We start from the raw sequence: 14,808 nt of genomic DNA, 5'->3' as shown, positions 1-14,808 counted from the left end.
GCGTTGTTTCATGATGCCGGGGCCCGGCCACCGCCGCCGACCCGGGAACGCCGAGAACCAGCCCTAGCCCGAAAAGGGCCGCCGCACCACGCCGCATGACGTCTCCTCACTCGACCGAGTGAGTCCAGAATTGTTACAAGCCAATATCCCCGTCAATACGTTCCAGTTCCGGAACCCATGAAACAAATGAAACAGCGACTTGCCCACGCGGTGCGGCGCGCCACGACTGCAGCACGGCGCGATGGCGACGCGGCACGGCTGGGGAGACAACTACGCGTTCGGCGCGGCTGGGGACTCCCCGGCGAGGGCGGCGCGCAACGGATCCGGCAGCGGGACCGTGTTCTCGGCCAGTCTGTAGGCATTCCGGAACGCCGACCTGACCGCCTCCGGCGTTGCGGCGGGGACGGTGTCCTCGACGGCGCCGACCGTGGACGGGTCAAAGGGATAGCCGAGTTCGGCGTAGGCCGGGGTCAGGACCGCGCGCAGGTCGGCGACACCGCTGACCTGGATGACCGTGCTGAACAGCCAGCCGTCACGGGTCACCCGCTGGGCGGAACCGACGATCTTGGCACCGGCCGCATGGAGGCTGTACTCGCCAGGGCAGTACTCGTTCGGAACCGGCCCGATGCGCGCCGGAACCCCCAGCTCGACCAGCACCGCAGCATGCATCGCCGCGAAATGACGAAACCGCCCGGCCGGGTCCGGTGGCAACGGCCCGGACCGGTGGACGTGGTCGATCACCACACTGCCCGGCCCATAGACCGCGAGGCTGCCACCCTGCGGCCGAACAACCGGCACGTACCCGAGTCGCAAAACCCCCGCCGCGGCCCTGTCGTAACCGGGCCGCAGCGTGTCCCGCCGACTGAAGGCCGCCGTCGGCCCCGGCGAATAGACCCGCAGGATGTCAACGGCGTCGCCGAGGCCACGCCGAAGCAGCAGCGGCCCCAGCTCGGCGTCCTGCTCCGGACCACCGCCAACCGGTTCGCGAAGCAGCACAATCCCCGAGCCGCCACCAGCCGAGCCACCACCACCAGCCGAGCCCCCACCACCAGCCGAGCCCCCACCACCAGCCGAGCCCCCACCACCAGCCGAGCCAGCGCCAGCGCCAGTGGCCGAGAGGTGGCGAGGGATGGACGCAGGGTTGTCGCCGGCCGGGCCGCCGTGCGGAACGGTGGCCGGGCCGGCGTGCGGAACGGTGGCCGGGCCGGCGTGCGGAACGGTGGCCGGGCCGGCGTCGACCTCGTCGTCGTGCTGGGTCACAGGTGGGCGATCGCCGATGCCGGGTTTTCGATGGCGTCGGCAACCCGGCGCATGAAGCCGGCCGCGACGACGCCGTCGCAGACGCGGTGGTCGAAGACGAAGCTCATCTGAGTGATCTTACGAACGCACAGGGCGCCGTCGACGACCCAGGCCCGGTCCAGGATCCGCCCGAAGCCCAGGATCGCAACCTGCGGATGGTTGATGATCGCCGCGCTGCCGTCGACACCGAGACTGCCGTAGTTGTTGAGAGTGAACGTCCCGACGGAAAGTTCCTTCGCGCTGACCCGCCCCTCGCGCGCCGCCGCGGTCAGGCGACGAATTTCTTCGCCGAGCCGGGTGGTAGTCATTTTCTCCGCGCCGATCACCGCGGGCACCAGCAGACCCCGGTTGCCCTGCACGGCGATGCCGAGGTTGATCGCACCGGACTCGACGATCTCCTGCCGCTCCGCGTCGAACCGCGCGTTGAGCACCGGGAACTCACGCAGCGCGGCCACCGTGAACCGCGCGATGTAGGCCAGCAGACCAGGCCCGCCGGGGTTGCTCTCGCGCAGTTGCCACAACGCGGTCGCGTCCACGTCAACCCAGACGGTCGCCTCGGGAATCTCCGCCCGGCTGCGGCTCAGCGCCGCCGCCGAAGCCTTCCGGAAACCATTGAGCGGTACCCGCCGCTCCCCGCCCGCCGCGAAGGAATCCTCCACCGCCTGGGCCGAAGCCCCCACGCCCGCACCCGCACCAGCACCAGCACCAGCACCAGCACCAGCACCAGCGAAGGAAACCTCCGTCGCTTCCGCCGGGGCCTCAGCACCGGCGAAGGAAACCTCCACCGTCTCGACCGAGGCTTCCGTAGCCCCGAAGGAAATCTTCGACGTCTTGGCCGGGGCATCCGCGGCATCGACCGCGAAGGAAACCTCCGCCCTCTCTGCGGAGATCTCCGCAGGGTCGGCGAAAGATTTCGCCGCCTGGGGCGGAGCGGCCAACGCGCGCTCGACGTCGGCACGCGTGATCACGCCGCCGCGGCCGGTCGGTTCGACCTTGCTCAGGTCGAGGCCGTTGCTGCGCGCCAGATTGCGGACCAGCGGCGACACGACCTGCGGCGGCCGGATGTGCGTGGGCGGCGGGATCGGTCCGCGGGGCCGGCGCTTGCGGCCCGAGCTCGACGACGCGGTGGTGCCGTACCCGATGAGAACGTTGCCGGACCCGGCCTTCTCCTCCTCGCGATACGCCTCCCCCGCCGCCGAAGGAACTTTCCTACCCGCCGCCGGAGACTCGGTCCCAGCCCGCGCCGAAGGAACCTTTCCACCCGCCGCCGAAGGAACTTTTCCACCAGGCGCCGAAGGACCCGCCCCACCCGACGCCGAGGAACTCGACACGGCCGATGCAGGAGGCCTTGAGCTGGCCTGCGCTGACGGGCTTGAGCTGGCCGGCGCTGTGGGGCTCGAGACGGCTGACGCTGATGGGCTTGAGCTGGCTGCTGCTGGGGCGGGCTCTACCGTGATCAGGGGGGCGCCGACTGCGAGGGTGACGCCGGCTGCGGCGTGCAACGTTGCGACTTTGCCCGCGTAGGGGGACGGGACCTCCACCATCGACTTCGCCGTTTCGACCTCGGCGATCGCCTGGTCGATCTCGACGACATCCCCCTCGGCGACCAGCCACTGGACGATCTCCGCCTCGGTCAGGCCCTCGCCGAGGTCCGGCAGGTGAAAGATCATCACTGCTCCCACTGCAGGTCGTCGACGGCGTCCAGGACCCGGTCGACGCCGGGCAGCTGGAAGTGCTCCAGCTTCGGCGGCGGGTACGGGATGTCCATCCCGGTGACCCGGCGCACCGGCGCCGCCAGGCTGCTGAAGCACCGCTCGGTGACCCGGGCGGCGATCTCGGCGGCGACCCCGGCGAACCCGGACGACTCGGTGACCACCACGGCCCGCCCGGTGGACCGGACCGCCGCGCACACCGTCTCGTCGTCGAACGGCACGATCGAGCGCAGGTCGACCACCTGCAGGCTGCGCCCCTCCTGGGCGGCGGCCTCGGCGGCCTCGAGGGCGACCGGCACCGACGGCCCGTACGCGATAAGCGTCGCGTCCGTGCCGGCCCGGCGGATCAGGGCGGTGCCGATGCCCGGCGCCCGGACCGGGAACTCGATCTCCTCTTTGCTCCAGTAGAGCTTCTTCGGCTCCATGAAGATGACCGGGTCGGGAGCCTCGATCGCCGCGCGGAGCAGCGCGTACGCGTCGGCGGGCGTGGCCGGCGTGACCACCTGCAGGCCGGGCGTGTGCGCGTAGTACGCCTCGGAGGAGTCGCAGTGGTGCTCGACCCCGCCGATGCCACCGGCGTACGGCACCCGGATCACCATCGGCAGCGTGACCCGGCCCCGGGTCCGGTTGTGCATCTTCGCGACGTGGCTGATGATCTGCTCGAACGCCGGGTAGGCGAACGCGTCGAACTGCATCTCGACGACCGGGCGCATGCCGTTCATCGCCATCCCGACCGCCATGCCGACGATGCCGGACTCGGCGAGCGGCGTGTCGTAGCACCGGTCCTCACCGAACTCGGCGGTCAGCCCGTCGGTGATCCGGAAGACGCCGCCGAGCGCGCCGACGTCCTCGCCGAACATCACCACGCCCGGGTCGGCGGCCATGGCATCGCGCAGCGCCCGGTTGAGCGCGTGGGCCATCGACAACTTGTGGTGCACCGCGGTGCTCATCGCTGGGCTCCTTCCCGGCTCAGCTCGTCGGCGACCAGCGCCGACTGTTCCCGCAGCTGCGGGGTGGGGGTGCTGAACACGTACGCGAAAAGGTCTTCGGGGTTGGGGGTGATGTCCTGGTTGAGGCCGTCGCGCAGGTGCGCTGCCGCGCGCTCGGCGTCGGCGGAGAATTCCTTCGTCACCTCGTCGGTGAGCGCGCCGCGGCCGGTCAGGTAGGCGCGCAGCCGGGTGATCGGGTCGCGGCCGGCCCACGCGGCGACCTCGCTGTCGTCGCGGTAGCGGGTCGCGTCGTCGGCGTTGGTGTGCGCCTGCATGCGGTAGGTGTGCGCCTCGACGAGCTGCGGCCCCTCCCCCGCGCGGGCCCGTTCGACGGCGGTGCCGAGCACGCTGAGCAGGGCGGCCATGTCGTTGCCGTCGACGCGTTCGCCGGGAATGCCGTAGCCGATGCCCTTGTGGGCCAGTGACGGCGCGGCGGTCTGGCGGGCCAGCGGGACGCTGATCGCGTACTCGTTGTTCTGCACGAAGAAAACCACCGGTGCCCGGAAGACGGCGGCAAAGTTCAACGCTTCGTGGAAGTCGCCCTCGCTGGTGCCGCCGTCGCCGCACATCGCCATCACCACGGTCGGCTCGCCGCGCAGCCGGGCGGCGTGTGCCACGCCGACCGCGTGCGGCAGCTGGGTGGCCAGCGGCGTGGTGTGCGGGGCGACGCGGTGCTCGTAGGGGTCGTAGCCGCAGTGCCAGTCGCCCTTGAGCAGGCTCAGCGCCTCGACCGGGTCGACGCCCTTGACCGCGGCGGCGATCGTGTCCCGGTAGGTCGGGAACAGCCAGTCGCCGGCGTCGAGCACCTGCGCGGCGGCGACCTGGCAGGCCTCCTGGCCGTGCGACGACGGATAGACCGCGAGCCGGCCCTGCCGGACCAGCGCATATGCCTGGTCGTTGAGCCGCCGCGCGGTCGTCAGCAGCCCGAGCGACCGCAGCAGGGTGGCGTCGTCGGGGACGTCGCCGGTCGCTTTTCCATCGGGGTCGAGGAGGGTGACAGGGGCATCGGACGGCAACAGCCGACGGGAGTCAGGCGTCATGCGGTAATGCTGTGCCCTGGACCACAGTTGTTCCATAATCTGAGACAGATCAAGAAAAATGCGTTCGGCGTACGGCGTCAGCGCGCCGGACGTCCAACTTATCGGGCGTTAAGGCGGGAAGTGGCAGACACGTGGCCAGTGAGTTGGACGACATCGACCGGCACATCCTCGCGGAGCTCGGCCGGGACGGCCGGATGTCGATCCGGCAGCTCTCCGAGACGCTGCACATCTCGCGGGCGAACGCGTACGCCCGGGTCCAGCGCCTGCGCGAGACCAACGTGATCACCGGGTTCCGCGCCGAGATCGATCACGCCGCGGCCGGGCTGGGCACCTCGGCGTACGTGACGGTGAACCTGCACCAGGCCGAGTGGCGCGAGGTCGGCGAGCGGCTGCGCACCCTGCCCGGGGTCGTGCACATCGCCCTGGTCGGCGGCGAGTTCGACGTGATCATGCTGGTCCGGGCGAAGGACAACACCGACCTGCGCCGGCTGGTCCTGGACGAGATCCAGGGGATGCCGGGCGTGGTCAACACCCGTACGCTGCTGGTCTTCGAGGAATTCAGCCCGCCGGCAGCGCCGGCCTGACCGGAGTTCAGCCCGCCGTGTCGTTGACCGGCCGCCATACCCTCCGATCAGGAGGTCACCATGGCTGAGAACGCGTGGCTCAACTTTCGCTGCGAGACCGACAAGAAGACCCGGATCGCGACCTTCCGGCACGTGGGCAGCGAATGGCTGCTGAGCGAGGTCGGCGCCGACACCGTTCCCGAGGAGGCGACCATGCCCGGCCGGGTCACGATGACCGGCTCGTTCGGCATGGCCGGCGACTACCCCGGCTGCCCCGGCTGCGGGGCCGACAAGTACGTGCGCTGCCACTGCGGCGAGCTCGCCTGCTGGCGTTCCACGACCACCCACCACACCTGTCCGAGCTGCGGAAACCACGGAAAAGTGGAGGGCGCCATCGCGTCGCTCGACGCGATGGAAATCGGCTGACCGCCGGACCGGACTCCGACTTTCCGTAGAATTCGGTCCGGACGGCTGGACTCACGGGGGAAGCAGGGACGATGAGCGCGGACGGTATGAATCGACGGGCGGCCATCCGGATCGCCGGGGCGGCCGGCGCGGGGACGGTCCTGGCCGCCTGCGGCAGCTCCGACAGCGACGACACGAGTTCCAGCGGGACGGGGACGGCGACGACCGCGACGACCGCGGCCACGTCGGAGAGCAGTGCCGCGTCCGACAGCAGCGGCGGCGACGCGATCGCCAAGGCCGCCGACGTCCCGGTCGGCGGCGGGGTCATCACCGACACCTACGTGGTGACGCAGCCCGCGTCCGGGACGTTCAAGGCGTTCAGCAACGTGTGCACGCATCAGGGCTGCAAGGTCGCCGAGGTGGTCGACAAGGCGATCAAGTGCCCCTGTCACCAGAGCACGTTCGACATCGCGACCGGCGCGCCCACCGGCGGTCCGGCCACCAAGGCACTGGCGGAGACCGCGGTCAAGGAGAGCGACGGCAACATCGTCAAGGCGTGAGGTTCCACCCTCGTACGCGATGAAGGTTTGCGGTCTTGGGATAGGGGCCGGTGCGGGGCCCGATCTCCCACAGGTCGATCAGGAGGAACTGCGGGTAGAGCGGGGCCTGCGTGGACCGCTTCACCACGACGCCCGCGCAGCCGATGACGGTGCCCTGCGGCCCCCAGATCACGGTCCACGTGTGCCGGCCGGCCGGGACCGGGACCTCGGACATGTCCGTGACCAGGCGGTCGTCGTGGTGGGCCTTGATGCCGGTGCGCGCGACGACTGATCCGGCGTCGATCTCGAAGAGGCAGATCTCGCCGCTGTCGCGGGGGCTCAGGTGTTCGGTGCCGACCGTCCAGGCGGCGAGCATGCAGCCGGCGTCGGTGCTCGCGGTGACGGTGATGTCGACGCGTGCCGCGGCCGGCGCCCAGAGCAGGCGCGTCGGGGTCTCGGTGCGCACGACCAGGCCGTCCGGGCGGTGCCGGTGGGTGCCCTGGAAGGTGCCGGTCTGCACGTTGGACACGCGCAGCGGGGCGTCCTCGGGCCGCCAGTCCAGCTGATCCTCGTCGATGCGCAGCCGCAGCCCCGCGTCGTCGAAGTCGTAGCGGGCCAGCGAGCGGTCCGGCGTGGTCCAGTGCGGCAGGTAGTGGTCGATCCACAGGTCGTCGCGCAGCCGCGGCCCGGCGAAGTCGTCGTCGAGGTCGGGCCGCCGGGCGGGCGGCTCGGGAAGGCGTTCGGCGCTGGTCGGCATGGTGATCATCCCATCACGGCGGCGCTGTGCTGATACCGCGCGAAGCGCCGTTGTTCCGGCGCTGATCGGGCGATTCCTCTTCGGCGGGTGGTCGTCCACCATGGCGGCATGCGCCGGTTCACGTCAACCACAGCACTGCTGGTGACGTCGGCCGTCCTGGTCCCGATGTCCATCGCCGCCTTGGTCTCGGGGCTGGTCGACGTTCGGACCAACTCGTGGATGTGGCTGGCCATACCGATCGGCATCGCTATAGTTCTGAGCGAGGTGGCACAGCGCCGGCTCGTCACCATGGCCGGATCACCGCATTCGACGGTCCAGCGGCGGTCCACCACCCGCGACGCCCTTGCCCGGGAAAGCGTTCGCCGGGTCGAAGCCGCGCTGCGGGACCTGCACACGAACGGCCCACCGATTCCGCTCGGGTGGCAGGCCGACGAGCCCCTGGCGGACATTCCTGGCGCCGGCAGCAATGGTGTCCAAGGCCTGTTCCTGGCACTGCCCCAGCGCCGGCTGGTCATCCACGGCGGTCCTGGATCGGGCAAGACCGCCTTTGCCACGCTCTTCGCGGAGGACCTGCTCAACCTTCGGGACACGGACGACGTGCCGGTCCCGGTGCTGCTGCCCGCACACGCCTGGGACCCGGCGGCCGAGCTGCTGGACGCGTTCGTGGCCCGCGCGGTCCGGGGCGACGAGCAGACCGTCGGCACCGCGAGCGCCATCGAACAGCTGGTCCGCCAGGGGGATGTGCTTCCGGTCCTTGACGGGCTGGACGAGTTGCCGGAGAGCCGTCGCGACCTCGCGGTCACGGCGCTGCAAGGCTACAGCGGCGCGCTCGTGCTGACCTGCGGCACCGATGAGCTGGCCCGCCTGACGCAACGACACCGGGTGGTGCTGCCCCGGGCCCTGCAGGTATCGATCCGGCCGATCGGGACCGACGCGCTCATCGCCTATCTGCGGCGGCAGGGCCCGAATTGGGCGCAGGTGACCGACGAGTTGCGTGCCGACCCGCACGGACCCCTCGCGACGGCCCTGTCCAGCCCCGGGATCGCCAGCCTGGCGGTGGAGACGTTCTGGCAGCCGGCGGCGGATCCGTCACCCCTGTGCGGCCAGCCCGACCCGGAGGCGGTCGGTTCCGTGCTGTACGACCGGTGGACCGTCGCGCTGCCGGACGACACCCGACGCCGGCTGAGCCGCCTCGGGCAGGCGATGCGAGCCGCCCGGGTGCCGGAACTCAGCTGGACCCGGCTCATCGAGATCCTGCCCGACGCCGGACGATGGTCCGGCTGGCCGAGAGCAGTTGGCCTGCCGGCCGCGCTGCTGGCCGCCGGGGTCGTGGCCCGCTCCTGGTGGTGGCTTCTCGTGCTGGCGGCGCCGCTGATCGGGCTCGTCGTGTTCGACATGGCGGAGCGGCGGCCCGTGGCGCAACCGCTCCGGCCCCGGCTGTGGCCCGCCGCGGCTGGGCTCGGTGTGCTCGCCGTCATCATGGCGAGTCTGACCGACCTGCCGGTGGGGCGTCTGCTGCTGTTGCTGCCGTCCGCGGCCGGACTCGCCGTCCTATTCGGGGACCCGTGGTACAGCGGGCACCGGGACGAGCGGGCCGCCGCGTTGCTGTCGTCCGCCGCCGTGGCCGGGGTGACGACGGTCTTCTGGTCGTTCACCCCGGGTAGCGGATCGTGGGACATCGCCGGCCTCGCGGTCGTGTCGTTCGCCGTGGTGCTTCTCGACGGCACCCGGTGGGGGCGATACCTCACCGTGCGGCTGAGCCTCACCGCCTCGCAGGCGATTCCGCTCCGCTGGCGTGCCTTCCTGGCGGAGGCGGTCCGCGCCGGTGTTCTGGTGCGCGACAACGAAGTCTATCGGTTCCGCCATCCGGCGGTCCTGGCCTTCTTCGCCGACCAGGCCGAGCGGCCCGTGACGTCCCTGGATACCGCGGCCGAGCAGCTTCTCGACGAGGTGCTGCAGATGCCCGAGGCGGCCGCCTACATCGGCCTGGACGCCGCCGGGACGCGGCGCGCAGAGGTGCGGGAGTTCGCGCGCCGGGCCCTGGACGCCCGGTCGGCGTCCATCGCCGAGGCCGGCGAGGCACGGCACACCCGGTTCCTGGAGGCCCGGAACAGCCTGGTCGGGGCCACCGTGCCGCGGTACTGGTCGGTCCCGGGCCGGGCCTACGCGATCCTCGCCCACGCCTGCATCGGCATCGCGCTCACCACCCTGGCGGCGATCAACCTCCGCCCGGAGATCCTGCTCGTCCTGATGGCCTGCGGTGTGGTCACCGGCGTGGTGCTGACCTTCGGCAGGTCGCCTTACGCACTCGCCGCCATGGCCGCCGTGGTGGTGGGCGCATCCATCGTCCCGCTCCTACTGGTCCTGGCGATCCTGATCGTCCTCGTCCGGGGCGCGCTGCCGGGCACGGAATCGTCGGCGGGTGTCCGGCCGCAGACCCGGCTGCGGGCCTACGGGGCCGCGGCCGCCTCGTGGACCGCGCTCGCCTGGCTGCTGGCGGCCGTCTCGGACGAACCCGCCGACAACCCGTGGCTCTACGGTGCGGCCGTGGGCTGTGGCATCGCCGCGCCGTTCCTGGTGTTCCTGCGGCGCAGGGCCCGTCCGTACCTCGAGGCCGCACGCGGTCTGCGATCCACCGACCCGGAACGGTGGCCGAGCCCCACCCCGGGCACCCGGCGCTATCACGAGGCGGCGATCCAGGCGCACCGGGACTGGATCGCCGCGCTGGCCCGCGACGGTGTCCTGCCACTGATCCGCGCCCGGTTGCGGGCCGGCCGCGACGAACATGACGCGGCCCTTCCCGCGCTGGATCCGTCCCGGTTGGGTGAGGTCAGCCGCTCGGACCAGCTCGTGGACCGGGCCGCCGCGACGCAGGTCGAGTGGACGCTGCGTAATCTCACCTCGGCAAGCATCGGGATCAGCGGTCCCCGCGGCGCCGGCAAGAGCGCCCTGTTGCAGCGGTTCTGCGGCGAGGGGTTCCGGACCGCCGAGCAGGACGTCCTGCTCCTGGTCACGGCGCCGACGGCGTACGAGCGGCGCGAGTTCCTGGTGCATCTCTTCAGCGAGCTGTGTGTCCGGCTCAACCCGGACGCCGCGGGCGATCCGGCTCTGGCCGGTCGGCGCCGGCGGCTGGCCGGGACGATGATCACGGTCGTGGTGCCGGCCGTCGGCGCCGCTCTCATCGTCGCCACGCTGTTCGGCGAACTTCTGTCCCGATGGTTCACCGGGATCGTGACGGAGCCGCGGATCCCGGTGCTCCTGCTCGGCGGCGCGTTGATCGCCGCGCCGATCCTGTGGTCGGCCAGGCGGGGCCGGCCGGCTCGCCGGGCCGGCAGCGAGTCGGCGCTGGCGGCCGCCGGATATCTCCAGGAGTTGCGATATCAGTCGGCGCGTTCGGAGAAGGCCGCCGGCAAGATCAGCCTGCCCGGCGGCTTCGAGGTCTCCACCGAGGGCAGCGTTCAGCGCACCGAGAACCTGCGGACCTATCCGGAGCTGGTGGCTCAGTTCCGGGCGCTGCTCGAACAGGCCGCGCTGGAGCGACGCTCGCGCGGCAACCGCATCGTGATCGGCATCGACGAGCTGGACAAGATGGCGTCCCCCGCCGACGCCGAGCAGTTCCTCAACGACTTGAAGGCCACCTTCAACGTTCCCGGCTGCTTCTTCGTGGTGGCCGTCTCCGAGGACGCGCTGGCCGCGTTCGACCAGCGCGCCCTCGGGGTCCGGACCACCTTCGACAGCGCTTTCACCAGGGTGGTGGTGGTCTCGCCACTGTCCGTCGCGGAGGCCGGTCAGCTGCTGGAACTGCGCGGGATCGTGATGCCGCAACCGTTCCTCTGGCTGTGCCACGCCCTGTCCGGCGGCCGACCCCGCGAGCTGCTGCGCACCGTGGTCGACCTGGCCACGCTCAGCTCGCTGAGCGGCCAGAGCGACTTCGGTCGGCTCGCCACCCGGCTGGTCGCCGACGATCTCGCGACGATCCTGCCGGCGCAGCTGCGCGAGGCCGAGGCAGCAGGCGCCGCAAGCACGGTGATCGCGTGGATCGCCCGGGCCGGCGAGTGCCCGGCCGTCGCCGATCCGCTGGAGAACCTGATTCTGCAGGCGCCGGACGACCCCGCAGTGGCCCAGTGCCGGGCCTACCTGTACCACACGACGACGCTGCTGCGGGCCTTCGGCGACCAGGCCGGATCAACGGTGGCGGGCCGGACGGGGCTGGTGGACCGGCTCGCGCAGGCCCGATCCCGCATCGCCGCGCAACCATTGACCGCGTGGCGAATCGTGGACAACGTCCGGCGGGACCTGCCCGGCCAGACTCCGCTGTCCGATGCCCCACGCGCCTCGCCGACGGAAGGTAGCTAGTTCGCGTAGGCCTCCAGGGTGGAGAGCTGCCCGGCCGGCCAGCCGGTGTTCGCGGTGAACGTGACCCGCAGGTAGCGGACCGTCCCGGCCGAAAAGGTGACCGACACGGTATTCGCCGAGGCCGGGTCGAAGGAGCGCCCCGCCGACCCGGACAGCGTCGCGAACGCGGCGCCGTCCACACTGCCGGCCACCGCGAGCGTCTGGGTCCGCGCCCCCCACGACGCCGGCAGCTTCAGCACCACCCGGCCGACCGTCACCGCCGAGCCCAGGTCGACCTGGAACCACTGCGGAAACGCGTTGTTGACGCTCTCCCAGTAACTGCCGGCGTCCCCGTCGACCACGTTCGCCGGGACATAGTTCTGCGTCCACCCACTCGCGGCGGTGCCGCGGCCCCGCGCGAGGTCGCCGGTCGGTTGCGGCGGCGGCGTGGTCCCGGTCGTCGGAGACGTCGGCCGTACGGCGGTGAGCCCGATCTGCCCCTTCAACATCTTCCCCGCGTCGGTGGTGATCCGCAGGTAGTAGTCGGCCGAGCAGAACGTCCCGTCCTCGTCGAGCGCCCGGATCCCGGTCCCGGCCGGCACGGACGCGGCCGTCTCGGCGGTCTTGGCGATCTGGTTGCCCTCGTTGAACTCGTCGAACATCGACACGTAGAGGCCCTGCGCGCCGAGCCGGACCATGTTGTAGACGCTGCGCCAGTAGAAGTCGCCGTGCCGGCGGTGCCCGGCGGACAGGTCGCCGGGCAGTACGCACGGCTGGTAGTCGATGCCGCGGGCGTTGCAGTCGGCCTGGTCGGCGGTGTTGACGTTGGTGTAGAACCAGTCGAGCCCGGCCAGGTCGCCGGTGCGGCCGACCATCCACGGCGAGATCATGTTCAGTGCGTGGTAGACGTCCAGGTATCCGGCGCGGCTGTCGTTCTTGCCCTCCCGCCAGTAGGTGGGCACGCCGCCGATCACGTAGCAGCCCTGCGCCTTGAACCAGTTGATCACGTCGAGGCAGGCGGCCGGGCTGAAGTTGTGGTTGTCGTCGTTGAAGCCGAAGCCCCAGACGCAGACGACCGGTTTGCCGTTCTGCCGGGCGTAGGCGCCCGACGCGGCGTGCGCGGACATCTTGGTCGTCCAGTCGGTCTTCAGCTCGGACTGCATGTTCGCCCAGCCGCTGATGTCGTACATGACGTAGAACTTGCGGCCGGTGCGCTCGGCGGCGGCCCGCACCTTCTGGGCCATCGCGTCGCGGGTCGGGCCCTCGTCGCCGAACGGGTTGAACCGCTGCAGCGCGGCGGTGTCGATGCCGTACGTCTTCATCCAGTCGAAGTGGACGTCGACGGTCTGCTGGTCGTAGGAGGAGAACAGCGCGGCCGGGCCGCCACCGCCGAGATTCGGGTACGCCGTCGGGTACGTGTGCGTGTAGTCGCGCACGTCCGGCCAGGACACGATCGTGGTGTTGCCCGTCGACGGCGGCTGGAACCGGTCCCGGCTCCAGTGCCACCAGCCGCCGATCGGGGCGCCGTCGCCGGGGCAGGCGAACCAGCCCTGGTAGCCGACGCTGATCTTGCCGACGACGTCGCCGGGCGGGGAGGCGGCGCTGGCCGGATCCGCGCCGGTCAGGGCGATCGCGGCGGGTGCCAGGGCGGCGGTGGACAGCAGGGTGCGCCGGGAGACGGCCATGCGGAACTCCTGTCATCGATTGATGGCCATCGTTACAGCGCGGACACATGTTTGCAATACTTGGACGAGTCTTTGCAATTCCGGAACCATGGACTGTCAGGACGGGCGCGTATAGCGGTGCTTCACGCCCGGCGGGAAGAACTCCGGGTCGCCGGCGGGCCGCAGCTCGACCACCGGCAGCTGGTAGTCCGCGGGCACGTAGTGCGCGAACTCGCTGTTGAGCCGCAGCAGCTCGGCGCGCACCGAGGCGGCCACCTCGGCCGCCAGGTCCGCGCCGGCGGGCACGTCCGGGGCCAGCTCCACGGCCAGGGCCAGCCGGCGGTCCCGGTCGGCGTCCTCGACGCTGCGCAGCACGAACCTGCCGGTGACCCGGTCGGCGATGTGCGGGCGCTCCAGGCCGACCGTGACGTTCTCCGGGTAGACGTTCGCGCCGAAGAACGACACCGTGAACAGCGAACGCCCGAACAGGTAGACGAACGGCAGGTCCGGCCCGTCACCGGGATCGAAGCCGTGCTCGCGGCACAGCCCGACCAGTTCGGCGCGGCCGAGCACGCCACCCTCGTCGGCGATGTGGTAGCGGACCATCGGCACGCCCCCGTCCGCGGTGAACGCCAGCGTCGAGCCGACCGCCTCGAAGAACCGCGCGCCCGGGTCGTACTGGACCAGCGTCGGCAGGCGCGCATCCCCGAACAGCGGCGTCGCGACGTCCGGTCGCTCGGCCAGGAACCTGCGGATCCGTACGCTCAAGGGGGTCTCATTGCCCAGCACGCCGGCGTCGGCCGTGCCGTAGAGCGCGGCGACATCGGTCACCGGATCAGTGATCCCGGCCCGCGCCGCGACCAGGTCCCGCCATTGCTCGCTGAAAACCTCACCAGCAAGAACAAGCTTGATTTGGTACGGCGCCCAGCCCGAACCCGCATCGATGACGTTCTTCACGAACGGCGGATAGCCGAGCAGCACCACCTGGTCGAACAGCGGCCCCAGCTCGCCGACCACGCGCAGGATCTCGGCGACGTCGTTGCCGGGCGTGGCCACCGTGATCGGGTGCCCCTGCGCGGCCAGATGCCGGCAGGCCGCCGTGGTGTACATGCCGCCGACCCAGTTGCCGAGCGCGAAACAGATCACCGCCAGGGTGCTGCGCTCCCCCGCCCGGAAACCGCCGACCAGCACCTGCTCGAACCGCTCGGCGACCACCAGCTCGTCGCGGATCGAGCGCGGCCAGACGGTCGGGCGGCCCGACGAGCCGGACGAGACCGCCACCATGTCGGCCCCGCGCAGACTGCCACCCGGGCAGCGCCGCTCCAGGCCGTACCTCAGGTGGTAGTTCTGTTTTGTCATCAGCGGAATCTGGCCGAGCGTGCGCACCGCGCCCGGGTCGACGCCCTGCTCACGGAGGAAGTCCTGGTAGGCGGGCACGGTCTCGGCCATCGCGCGGAACAGGGCCAGCGGATCGGTCATCGTGACACCTCGTCGCTTCGAGTGGG

General features: G+C 71.1%; 12 protein-coding genes. 4 read left to right on the top strand and 8 right to left on the bottom strand.

Annotation, left to right across the window (positions count from 1 at the left end; genetic code table 11):
• Positions 1–270 precede the first annotated feature (270 nt).
• The 4 genes from L3i22_RS23105 to L3i22_RS23085 form a co-directional block, all read right to left on the bottom strand.
• Positions 271–996 (bottom strand): hypothetical protein, encoded by a 726-nt coding sequence (locus tag L3i22_RS23105; RefSeq protein ID WP_221329029.1) that lies wholly within the window; start codon positions 994–996, stop codon positions 271–273.
• A gap of 260 nt (positions 997–1,256) precedes the next feature.
• Positions 1,257–2,969 (bottom strand): dihydrolipoamide acetyltransferase family protein, encoded by a 1,713-nt coding sequence (locus L3i22_RS53660; RefSeq protein WP_255658517.1) that lies wholly within the window; start codon positions 2,967–2,969, stop codon positions 1,257–1,259.
• Positions 2,969–3,961 carry an alpha-ketoacid dehydrogenase subunit beta gene (locus L3i22_RS23090; RefSeq protein ID WP_221329028.1) on the bottom strand — a complete coding sequence of 331 codons (993 nt, stop codon included), beginning with the start codon at positions 3,959–3,961 and terminating at the stop codon, positions 2,969–2,971. The genes L3i22_RS53660 and L3i22_RS23090 overlap by 1 nt, the downstream gene beginning before the upstream one ends.
• Complete coding sequence (locus tag L3i22_RS23085; RefSeq protein WP_221329027.1) at positions 3,958–5,040, bottom strand: thiamine pyrophosphate-dependent dehydrogenase E1 component subunit alpha; 1,083 nt, start codon at positions 5,038–5,040, stop codon at positions 3,958–3,960. Before L3i22_RS23085 ends, L3i22_RS23090 begins: the two co-directional genes overlap by 4 nt.
• Positions 5,041–5,171: 131 nt before the next feature.
• Between L3i22_RS23085 and L3i22_RS23080 the strand changes: the two genes are divergently transcribed.
• The 3 genes from L3i22_RS23080 (at position 5,172) to L3i22_RS23070 (ending at position 6,568) form a co-directional block, all read left to right on the top strand.
• Positions 5,172–5,624 carry an Lrp/AsnC family transcriptional regulator gene (locus tag L3i22_RS23080; RefSeq protein WP_221329026.1) on the top strand — a complete coding sequence of 151 codons (453 nt, stop codon included), beginning with the start codon at positions 5,172–5,174 and terminating at the stop codon, positions 5,622–5,624.
• A gap of 60 nt (positions 5,625–5,684) precedes the next feature.
• A complete protein-coding gene (locus L3i22_RS23075; RefSeq protein ID WP_221329025.1) occupies positions 5,685–6,029 on the top strand; it encodes a hypothetical protein in 345 nt (114 codons plus the stop codon).
• Between the two features lie 71 nt (positions 6,030–6,100).
• Positions 6,101–6,568, top strand: coding sequence for a Rieske (2Fe-2S) protein (locus L3i22_RS23070; protein ID WP_221329024.1), 468 nt, complete (start codon positions 6,101–6,103; stop codon positions 6,566–6,568).
• Here the strand turns inward: L3i22_RS23070 and L3i22_RS23065 are convergent.
• Both L3i22_RS23065 and L3i22_RS23060 read right to left on the bottom strand, forming a co-directional pair.
• Positions 6,558–7,304 (bottom strand): hypothetical protein, encoded by a 747-nt coding sequence (locus L3i22_RS23065; RefSeq protein WP_255658516.1) that lies wholly within the window; start codon positions 7,302–7,304, stop codon positions 6,558–6,560. The two genes, L3i22_RS23070 and L3i22_RS23065, sit on opposite strands and share 11 nt — an antisense overlap.
• 5 nt (positions 7,305–7,309) lie before the next feature.
• Positions 7,310–7,549 (bottom strand): hypothetical protein, encoded by a 240-nt coding sequence (locus tag L3i22_RS23060; protein WP_221329023.1) that lies wholly within the window; start codon positions 7,547–7,549, stop codon positions 7,310–7,312.
• Positions 7,550–7,568: 19 nt separating this feature from the next.
• Between L3i22_RS23060 and L3i22_RS23055 the strand changes: the two genes are divergently transcribed.
• Positions 7,569–11,660, top strand: a complete 4,092-nt coding sequence (locus L3i22_RS23055) for a hypothetical protein (protein ID WP_221329022.1) — start codon at positions 7,569–7,571, stop codon at positions 11,658–11,660.
• On the opposite strand, the gene L3i22_RS23050 is transcribed toward L3i22_RS23055, so the two are convergent.
• Together L3i22_RS23050 and L3i22_RS23045 are read right to left on the bottom strand one after the other, a co-directional pair.
• The gene (locus L3i22_RS23050) at positions 11,657–13,324 is read right to left on the bottom strand and encodes a discoidin domain-containing protein (protein ID WP_221329021.1); all 1,668 of its coding nucleotides are present in this window, start codon (positions 13,322–13,324) and stop codon (positions 11,657–11,659) included. The two genes, L3i22_RS23055 and L3i22_RS23050, sit on opposite strands and share 4 nt — an antisense overlap.
• Positions 13,325–13,420: 96 nt before the next feature.
• Complete coding sequence (locus tag L3i22_RS23045) at positions 13,421–14,782, bottom strand: phenylacetate--CoA ligase family protein (RefSeq protein ID WP_221329020.1); 1,362 nt, start codon at positions 14,780–14,782, stop codon at positions 13,421–13,423.
• Positions 14,783–14,808: the final 26 nt, after the last annotated feature.

The organism is Actinoplanes sp. L3-i22 (assembly GCF_019704555.1).
Taxonomy (GTDB): Bacteria; Actinomycetota; Actinomycetes; order Mycobacteriales; family Micromonosporaceae; genus Actinoplanes.
The sequence above is the reverse complement of the archived record's forward strand: the minus strand, read 5'-3'. Positions and strand labels throughout refer to the sequence as shown.

Coding starts and splice junctions, on each gene's coding strand:
- L3i22_RS23050 (WP_221329021.1), bottom strand. CDS start 13,324: ATGGCCGTCTCCCGGCGCACCCTGCTGTCCACCGCCGCCCTGGCACCC.
- L3i22_RS23090 (WP_221329028.1), bottom strand. CDS start 3,961: ATGAGCACCGCGGTGCACCACAAGTTGTCGATGGCCCACGCGCTCAAC.
- L3i22_RS23065 (WP_255658516.1), bottom strand. CDS start 7,304: ATGCCGACCAGCGCCGAACGCCTTCCCGAGCCGCCCGCCCGGCGGCCC.
- L3i22_RS23085 (WP_221329027.1), bottom strand. CDS start 5,040: ATGACGCCTGACTCCCGTCGGCTGTTGCCGTCCGATGCCCCTGTCACC.
- L3i22_RS23045 (WP_221329020.1), bottom strand. CDS start 14,782: ATGACCGATCCGCTGGCCCTGTTCCGCGCGATGGCCGAGACCGTGCCC.
- L3i22_RS53660 (WP_255658517.1), bottom strand. CDS start 2,969: ATGATCTTTCACCTGCCGGACCTCGGCGAGGGCCTGACCGAGGCGGAG.
- L3i22_RS23070 (WP_221329024.1), top strand. CDS start 6,101: ATGAGCGCGGACGGTATGAATCGACGGGCGGCCATCCGGATCGCCGGG.
- L3i22_RS23060 (WP_221329023.1), bottom strand. CDS start 7,549: ATGCCGATCGGTATGGCCAGCCACATCCACGAGTTGGTCCGAACGTCG.
- L3i22_RS23075 (WP_221329025.1), top strand. CDS start 5,685: ATGGCTGAGAACGCGTGGCTCAACTTTCGCTGCGAGACCGACAAGAAG.